Below are 8,421 nucleotides of genomic sequence, written 5' to 3' on the forward strand. Positions count from 1 at the left end.
GTCCTCGGCGGCGCCACCCCCCCCCACGAAAGCAGCCGCGGACACCCCACCCCCCGCGCCCGCCGCCGGCCCCCCGCCGCGGCCCCCCCGGCTCCCGGCTCAGCGGGAGCCGAACTCCGCGTTCCACGAGGCGTTGCCCGTCCGGGCCAGCCCGACCTCGGTGTGGTTGGGGTCGAGCATGATGTCGCGGTGGCCGGACGAGTTGATCCACCCGTCGACGGCCGCGTCGATGTCCGTGGGGCCGTAGAACGCGATCTCGCCCCAGCTCCGGAAGTTGTAGCCGAGGCCCCTCAGGATGCCCGGCGAGTCGCAGAAGTGCCCCGAGACGCGACGCTGGTTCATCTGGTCGGCGTTGCACCGGGCGGCCTGGGCGAGGGTCTCGTTGTAGCGGAGCGCCGGCCGTCCGTACTGCGCGCGCAGGTCGTTGACCCGCTGGAGGAAGCGCTGCTCGACGGACGTCCCGTTGTTCTGGCCGCCGTTGCCGACGAGGTCGAAGCGCTGGGACGCCGTGCCGTTGCAGTTCTCCACCGTGGCCTCCCGGTCGAGGCCGTTGAAGGTCAGGCAGCGGCTGTCGAGCGCGTTGTGGATGTAGCTGCCGCCCTCGGCGGCGTTCTCCAGGGTCCACTGCTGGTTGGCGCCCGCCCACCAGTGGATGAACTGGGTGGTGCGGCTGTCCCTGGTGTCCATCTCGACGACGCGCTCGGTGCCGTTGACGTTGCGGACGAAGTCGACCCGCCCGCCCGGCTTGTTGGAGATCCAGAACGAGGTCGAGGCGTCCCGGTAGTTGCGGGCGACGATCCGCGAGCCCTCGCCGTCGATGGTCGCCAGGGCGTAGCCGTTCTGGTGGTCCTGGATCGTGACCGTCTGTTCGACCACGTCCGACGTGGCGGCGCTCGCGGGCGCCGCGGCGAGCGCGGTGAGGCCGGACGCCGATATCGCGGACACGGCGAGCGCCACCGCCGCCAGGCGGGAACGGCGGCGGACGGTGGAAAGGGCGATGTGCGACACGGGACTCTCCTGCCTCGGGGCGGCCCGCGCGCGGCTGCGATCGCGGGGCGGGAGACAGGACACCAAGCGTGCGTAGACAATCGATCAACAACGCGTCAGCGCACGCCCCACCCGGCACACCCCCTGCCTGGCCTGGCAGGATGTCCGACCGTGACACACAGCGAGAGTCCCCGGCCCGCCACCGGGCAGCGGCGCCGAGGCCGCGGAGGCCACGGGAACGACGTCCCCTGGCCCAGGCGCCCCCTGCTGACGGCACTGTGGATACCGGCCGCCGCCGTCCTGCTGCCGCTCGGCGGGGCCCTCGGCGCGTTCGGGCTCTGGATGCTGGTGCCCTCGCTGGCCCTGGTCCTCACCGGGATGACCGGCCTGGTCGTCGCGCTCTGGGGCCTCTGCCCGTCCAAGGCCCTGCGGAAGGTCTCCCTCGGCCTGCTCCTCGCCCCGCTCATCGCCGTGCCGCTGCTCAGCATGAACACCGCGCAGGCCACCGTGCTGACGATCCGCGGCACCGAACACCCGGGCACGGTCGCCGACATCCGCGTCATCCACGGCAAGACCACGACCTACGACTGCGACGTCCGCTACGACGACGCCCCGGACCGCACCCACGCCGTCGACTGCGGCGCCGCCGACACGGCCGGCGAACGCGTGGCCGTCACCGAGGACCCGGGCGGCCTGGTCTCCCCCGAATTCTCCGGCCAGGCCGCGGGCGGGCGCTTCGACCTGGTCATGGCCGCCTTCTTCGACACGGTCCTCGTCGCCGTCGCCGTCGTCACCGCGACGATCGGCGTCCTCGTCCACCACCACCGCACCCGCAGGGCGCAGTCCGGCGCAGGACCTACCGCGCCGCGCGCATGATGTCGGCCACCGTCGCCGCCTTGAGCTCCGAGTAGGCCAGCAGGCTGCCCGCCGCCAGCGCCGCCTCGCGCTTCACGCGCGCGTACCGTGCGGCCGTCTCCGGGTGTGCCCGCAGGTGGTCGCGGAACGCGAGGTTGGCGGCCCACAACGGCCCGTCCAGCGCCATGACGTGGACGTTCGCCGCCTGACCGGCGCGCCGCCGCAGGTACTCGCGGCCCGGGACGCCGGCCTCGCCCAGGTGCTCGAACCCGAGCTCCCGCACGCGCGCCACGGCCACGCTGAACTCGCCCGCCACGCACCCGACCTGGACGTCGATCACCGGTTTGGCGTCCAGGCCGGGCACCGCCGTGGAGCCGATGTGCTCCACCTCGCAGGCGGTCAGGCCGCGCAGCGCGCCCCGCACGCGCGCGACCAGCGCACTCCCCAGCTCCACCCAGGCCGGGTCGTACGCCACCACGTGAACGGGCTCGTCGACGGAAGTCACACCCGGAAGGCTACCGAAACGGAATCAGCAGATCCGCGGCAGCTGCTCCCCCATCGGCAGGTCGACGACCCGCGTCCCGCCGAAGCCGGTCCGGGCGACGACCATCCCGGGGTGGTCCTCGACGCACTCGCCGATCACCACGGACTCCGCGCCGAGCGGGTGGGCCCGCATGGCGGCGAGGACCGCGTCCGCCTCGTCGCGCGGCACGAAGGCGACGAGCTTGCCCTCGTTGGCGATGTACATCGGGTCCAGGCCCAGGACGGAGCACGCGTTGGCCACCGCCTCCGGCACGGGGACGGCACGCTCGGTGATCACCACGCCGACCCCGGCCGCCACGGCGATCTCGTTGAGCGAGGCCGCCAGACCGCCCCGGGTGGGGTCGCGCAGGACGTGGACGTCACGCGTCACCCTGAGCATGGCCTCGACGAGCCCGCCGAGCGCCGCGCTGTCGCTGCGCACCTCGACGCCGAACTCCAGGCCCTCCCGCACGCTCATGATCGCCACGCCGTGCAGCCCGATCGGCCCGCTGAGGATGACCACGTCGCCCGGTTCGGCCCGCTGCGGCCGGATGTCGACGCCGGCCGGGACGAGACCGATGCCGGCGGTGTTGAGGTAGATGCCGTCGCCGTGCCCGGCCTCGACCACCTTGGTGTCCCCGGTGGCGACCTCGACCCCGGCGGCGCGGGCGGCGGCGCCGAGGGCGCGGGCCACGCGGTCGACGACGGCCATCTCCACCCCCTCCTCCAGGATGAAGCCGCAGGAGAGGTAGGCGGCGCGGGCGCCGCTCATGGCGAGGTCGTTGACGGTCCCGTTGACGGCGAGGTCGCCGATGCAGCCGCCGGGGAAGAACAGCGGCCGCACGACGTAGGAGTCCGTCGAGAAGGCGAGCCGGGCGCCGCCGAGGTGGAGGACGGCGGAGTCGCCGAGTCCCTCCAGCGCCTGGCCGCCGAACGCGGGCGCGAAGATGTTCGCCACGAGCTCGGCGGACATCGCCCCGCCGCCCCCGTGCCCCATGACGACCCTCGGGTGATCACGCAACGGCAGCGGACAGCTCCAGCCGGAGAAGTCCAACGCGCCGGTGTCCGTGAGCAGTTCGACGTCAGCCAACGCGACTCGCCTCCTGAGCGGAAAGGGGCACGACCGGCACGCTCAGCCGCCGGTAGAGGTAGTACGCCGCACAGGCCCCCTCACTGGAGACCATGGTGGCGCCGAGCGGGGTGCGCGGGGTGCAGACGGTGCCGAAGGCCTCGCACTGGTGGGGCTTCAGCAGCCCCTGCAGCACCTCGCCGCTGCGGCACGCGGCGGGCTCGCAGGTCGTGATCCCGGTGACGTCGAAGCGGTGCTCGGCGTCGTGGTCGCGGTAGCGCGGCGAGAGCCGCCAGCCGCTCAGCGGGATGACGCCGATGCCGCGCCAGGCGCGGTCGGCGACCTCGAAGACGTCCTCCAGCATGGCGCGCGCCGCCGGGTTGCCCTCGGGCCGGACGGCTCGCGGGTAGGCGTTGTCGACGGTGTGTTCGCCGCGCTCCAGCTGGCGGACGGTGCGCCGGATGCCCTCCAGGATGTCCAGGGGCTCGAAGCCGGTGACGACGATCGGCACCCGGTGGCGCTCCGCGAGCGCCGGGTACTCGTCGGTGCCCATGACGCTGCACACGTGCCCGGCGGCGAGGAAGCCCTGGACGCGGCAGTCCGGCGAGTCCATGATCGCCTCGATGGCCGGGGGCACCCGGACGTGCGAGACGAGCATGCTGAAGTTGCGCAGGCCCTGCTTCCTGGCCAGGTGGACGGCCATGGCGTTGGGCGGGGCGGTGGTCTCGAAGCCGATGCCGAAGAAGACGACCTCGCGGTCCGGGTTCTCCCGGGCGATCTTGAGCGCGTCGAGCGGCGAGTACACCACCCGGACGTCGCCGCCCTCGCCGCGGACGCGGAACAGGTCGCGGTCCGTCCCCGGCACCCGCAGCATGTCCCCGAAGGAGCAGAAGATCACCTCGGGCCGGGCGGCGATCGCGAGCGCCCGGTCGATCACCTCCAGCGGGGTGACGCACACCGGACAGCCCGGGCCGTGGATCAACTCGACTTCCTCCGGCAGGAGTTGGTCGATGGCGTGCCGGATGATGCTGTGCGTCTGGCCGCCACAGACCTCCATCAGCGCCCACGGCCGGGTGACCGTCGCCCTGATGTCGGCGAGCAGCCCCTCCGCGAGCTCGGGGTTGCGGAACTCCTCCAGGTACTTCACCGTCCGGCCTCCTCAGCCCCGCGGTCCATCCCCACTGCCTCCGCCGCCCGCGCCGCTTCCCACGGGTCGCCGAACTCCTCCTGCAGCAGCCCGAGTTCCTCGAACAGCTCCAGGGTCCGCCGGGCCGACTCCTCGTCCAGGCGCTGGAGCGCGAAGCCCACGTGGACGATCGCGTACTCCCCCACCGCCAGGTCGGGCAGGTACTCGAGGCACACGTCCTTGACCACCCCGCCGAAGTCCATGACCGCCATCCGGGTCCCGTCGCGTTCCTCGATCTCCGTCACCCTGCCGGGCACCGCCAGGCACATGCGCCCTCACTCCTCCCGGGTGGCCGCCGAGCGGGCGGCCACCATCAGCTGGCCGAGCGCCAGCCCTCCGTCGTTGGGCGGCACCCGGCGGTGCCGCAGCACGGTGAAGCCGTCCTCCCCGAGGCCGCTCGCGCAGGCCGAGGAGAGCAGCGCGTTGGCGAAGACGCCACCGCTGAGCGCCACCGTCGAAATCCCGTACTCCTCCCGGGCGGCCGCGCAGATCCGTCGAACGAGCGAGGCCACCCCGGCGTGGAAGCGCGCGGCGATCAGCCCGGCCGGGGCGCCCGCGGCCAGGTCCGCCAGCACGGCGGCCAGCACCGGCCCCGCTTCGGCGGTCCAGGCGCCCGCCCGCTCCGACAGCCCGAAGGCGTACCCCTCGACCGTCCCGAATCCGTCCGTCCCGGGCCCGACGGCCGCGGCCTCCAGTTCGATGGCCGCCTGGGCCTCGTACCCGGCCCGGTGGCAGACGCCGGCGAGCGAGGACACCGCGTCGAAGAGCCGGCCCATGCTGGAGGTCGGCACGCAGTTCAGTCCGCGATCCAACTGCCGCTCCAGCAGGCGCAGTTCCCCTTCCGGGCAGGCCTCGACCGGCGGCAGCCCCGCCGCCCACGGCAACCCGGCGGCGCGCAGGTGCGCGAGCGCCGTCCGGTACGGGCGCTCGACCGCCGCGTCCCCGCCCGGCAGCGGCACGTACGCGAGGTGGGCGAGGCGGCGGTATCCGTCGTAGTCGGCGAGCAGCACCTCGCCGCCCCAGATCGCGCCGTCGTCGCCGTACCCGGTCCCGTCGAAGGCGACGCCGAGCACCGGCCGGCGGCCGTCCAGGCCGTGTTCGGCCATCACCGCGGCCACGTGCGCGTGGTGGTGCTGCACCCGCCGGACGGGCCGGCCCGCGGCGGTCCGCTCCGCGTGGTGCACCGAGCGGTAGCCGGGGTGGCGGTCGGCGACGAGCAGGTCGGGCCGCACGCCGCTGACGACGCCGAGCTGGTCCACCGCGCGGTCGAAGGCGCGCAGCGTCGCGAGGTCGTCCATGTCCCCGATGTGGCCGGAGAGCCAGGCGTAGCCGTCGCGGGCGAGCGCGAAGGTGTTCTTGAGGTCGCCGCCGACGGCCAGGGCCGGCCGGACGGGCACGGGCAGCGGGAGCGGGAGCGGCGCGTAGCCGCGCGAGCGCCGCAGCGGCAGTTGCTCGCCGTCGACCACGCGCACGACGGAGTCCTCGCAGGGCACGTGGATCGGGCGGTCGTGGGTGAGCCAGCCGTCGACGAGCGGGGCGAGCGCGGCGAGCGCGTGCCGGTCGTCGGTGACGATGGGTTCGCCGGAGAGGTTGGCGCTGGTCATCACCAGGAGGTCGGTCCCGGGCGCGGCGAGCAGCAGGTGGTGCAGCGGCGTGTACGGGAGCATCACGCCGAGGTCGGGGCTGCCCGGGGCCACCGCTTCGAGCCCGGCCGGCGCCGCGCCCCGCAGCAGGACGATCGGCCGCACCGGCCCGGTGAGGAGCTCCCGCTCCACGGGGTGGAGGGGCAGCAGGCCCTCGACGGTGGCGAGGTCACGGGCCATCAGCGCGAACGGCTTGTCGCCGCGCCGCTTGCGCCGCCGCAGCAGTGCGACGGCACCGGCGTTCCGCGCGTCGCAGGCGAGGTGGTAGCCGCCGATGCCCTTGACGGCGAGGATCGCGCCGCCCGCCAGCAGCCGCCGGGCCTCCGCCAGCGCGTCCTCGCCCGTCCGCCCGGCCCGTCCCGGCACGGCGAGTGCGAGCCGCGGCCCGCAGGCGTGGCAGGCGACGGGCTGCGCGTGGAAGCGGCGGTCGGCCGGATCGGCGTACTCGCGGGCGCAGTCCGGGCAGAGGGGGAAGCCGGCCATGGTGGTGTTGGCGCGGTCGTACGGCAGGCCGGTCACGATGGTGTGCCGGGGGCCGCAGTTGGTGCAGCTGATGAACGGGTGGCGGTGGCGGCGGTCGGCGGGGTCGGCGAGTTCGGCCAGGCAGTCGGCGCACACGGCGACGTCGGGCGGGATCAGGGTGGCCCGGGGGCCGTCGGCGCGGGACGGGGCGATGGTGAAGCCGGTGGCGCCGGTGGCGGCGAGCGCCGCGTGCTCGACGGAGGCCACCTGGGCGAGCGGTGGGGCGTCGCTGGCGATCCGCCGGCAGAAGGCGTCGACGGCCTCGCGGCTGCCCTCGACCTCGGCCAGTACACCCTCGCCGGTGTTGGTGACGCTGCCGGCCAGCCCGAGCTCGCCGGCGAGCGTGAAGACGAACGGCCGGAAGCCGACGCCCTGCACGAGCCCGCGGACGGCGACCCGCCGCCGCTCGCGGTCGAGCGCGGTCACGGGGTCTCCTGCACCACGTGCACGTGCCCGCCGTGCGAATGCCCCGAAGCCATCACCGGCCGGTGCACCGCCGCCCCGTCCAGCACGCCCAGTGCCCGGTCGAGCAGCGCCCCGACGCCGCCCCCGGTGCGGGCCGAGGTGTGCACGACCTCCACACCCGGGTTGACGCGCTGGACGTTCGCCAGGAACGCGGCCTCGTCGAAGTCCGCCGCCGCCGCGAGGTCCGCCTTGGTCACCAGCACGAGGTTGGCGAGGCCGAACGCGGTCGGGTACTTGAGCGGCTTGTCCTCGCCCTCGGTCACCGAGGCGAGCACCACCCGCAGCGACTCGCCGAGGTCGTAGGAGGCCGGGCAGACGAGGTTGCCGACGTTCTCGACGAACAGCAGCCGGCAGTCCGCCGGCAGCCAGCCGTCGAGGTGCCCGGCGAGCATCCGCGCCTCCAGGTGGCAGAGCCCGTCGGTGAGCACCTGCTTGACCGGCGCGCCCGAACGCGCCAGCCGCAGCGCGTCGTTCTCGGTGGCGAGGTCCGCGGTGAGCGCGGCGACGGCGACGCCGCGCTCCTTCGCGAGCCCCAACTCGGCCTCCAGCAGGGCGGTCTTGCCGCTGCCCGGGCTGGAGAGCATGTTCACCACGACCGTGCCGCGCGCGCTCAGCGCCGCGCGCAGCTCGCGGGCGCTGTCGTCGTTGCGGGCGAGGACCGCCTGGCGGAGGTCGACCGTCTGGCACATCGGCGTCAGCCTTTCTGTTCGGCCCGGACGCCGGGGCGCTCGGCCCACTCGACGCCGAGGATCTGGAGCTCGCGCCCGCACAGCAGCTCGACGCCGCCGCCCGAGCAGCTCGGACAGCCGAGGTCCGGCGGCATGCCGACGGCCCACTCGACCTCGCAGGGGGTGCAGCGGGCCCGCGCCGCGACGGCCTCGGTGTCCAGCACCGCGCCCGCCACCAGCGTTCCGGCGCAGGCGAGTTCGAAGCAGAAGTCGAGCGCCTCGGGCACCACGCCGGCCAGCTCGCCCACCTGCAGCCGCACCCGGGCCACCCCGGCGGCGCCGTGTTCGCGCGCGGCCTCGTCCACCTGCTCGACGACGGCGGCGGCGATCGACATCTCGTGCATCGGTCCCTTCCCACGCCCGGCGGCAACGCGCCCCATTACAGGACGCGGGGGGGGGGGGGCGCCGCCGCCGCCCCCCCCCCCCGCGCCCGGGCGGCCCCGG

The 8,421-nt window shown here is 74.6% G+C and carries 9 protein-coding genes; 1 reads left to right on the plus strand and 8 read right to left on the minus strand.

Translation table 11 applies throughout. The features are described from left to right. Positions 1-99: 99 nt before the first annotated feature. A complete protein-coding gene (locus ACFV4F_RS39765; RefSeq protein WP_380510262.1) occupies positions 100-1,008 on the minus strand; it encodes a CAP domain-containing protein in 909 nt (302 codons plus the stop codon). Positions 1,009-1,158: 150 nt separating this feature from the next. Between ACFV4F_RS39765 and ACFV4F_RS39770 the strand changes: the two genes are divergently transcribed. Next, entirely contained in the window at positions 1,159-1,863 is a 705-nt protein-coding gene (locus tag ACFV4F_RS39770) for a hypothetical protein (protein WP_380435240.1), read from the plus strand. On the opposite strand, the gene ACFV4F_RS39775 is transcribed toward ACFV4F_RS39770, so the two are convergent. From ACFV4F_RS39775 to hypA, 7 genes are read right to left on the minus strand one after another with little or no spacing between them, the layout of a single operon-like run. Continuing rightward, a complete protein-coding gene (locus ACFV4F_RS39775; RefSeq protein ID WP_380510265.1) occupies positions 1,844-2,347 on the minus strand; it encodes a GrpB family protein in 504 nt (167 codons plus the stop codon). The genes ACFV4F_RS39770 and ACFV4F_RS39775 overlap by 20 nt on opposite strands. 24 nt (positions 2,348-2,371) lie before the next feature. Further along, positions 2,372-3,454, minus strand: a complete 1,083-nt coding sequence (hypE, locus tag ACFV4F_RS39780) for a hydrogenase expression/formation protein HypE (protein WP_380491050.1) — start codon at positions 3,452-3,454, stop codon at positions 2,372-2,374. Then, positions 3,447-4,580, minus strand: a complete 1,134-nt coding sequence (hypD, locus tag ACFV4F_RS39785) for a hydrogenase formation protein HypD (protein WP_380510268.1) — start codon at positions 4,578-4,580, stop codon at positions 3,447-3,449. Before hypD ends, hypE begins: the two co-directional genes overlap by 8 nt. Beyond that, a complete protein-coding gene (locus ACFV4F_RS39790; RefSeq protein WP_380510271.1) occupies positions 4,577-4,888 on the minus strand; it encodes a HypC/HybG/HupF family hydrogenase formation chaperone in 312 nt (103 codons plus the stop codon). Before ACFV4F_RS39790 ends, hypD begins: the two co-directional genes overlap by 4 nt. A 6-nt stretch (positions 4,889-4,894) precedes the next feature. Further along, a complete protein-coding gene (gene hypF / locus ACFV4F_RS39795; protein ID WP_380510274.1) occupies positions 4,895-7,210 on the minus strand; it encodes a carbamoyltransferase HypF in 2,316 nt (771 codons plus the stop codon). Further along, a complete protein-coding gene (hypB, locus tag ACFV4F_RS39800) occupies positions 7,207-7,938 on the minus strand; it encodes a hydrogenase nickel incorporation protein HypB (RefSeq protein ID WP_380435246.1) in 732 nt (243 codons plus the stop codon). Before hypB ends, hypF begins: the two co-directional genes overlap by 4 nt. 5 nt (positions 7,939-7,943) lie before the next feature. Next, positions 7,944-8,321, minus strand: a complete 378-nt coding sequence (gene hypA, locus ACFV4F_RS39805; RefSeq protein ID WP_380510277.1) for a hydrogenase maturation nickel metallochaperone HypA — start codon at positions 8,319-8,321, stop codon at positions 7,944-7,946. Between the last annotated feature and the right edge of the window lie 100 nt (positions 8,322-8,421).

Source organism: Kitasatospora sp. NPDC059722 (genome assembly GCF_042733235.1).
In the GTDB taxonomy this organism is placed as follows: Bacteria; Actinomycetota; Actinomycetes; order Streptomycetales; family Streptomycetaceae; genus Kitasatospora.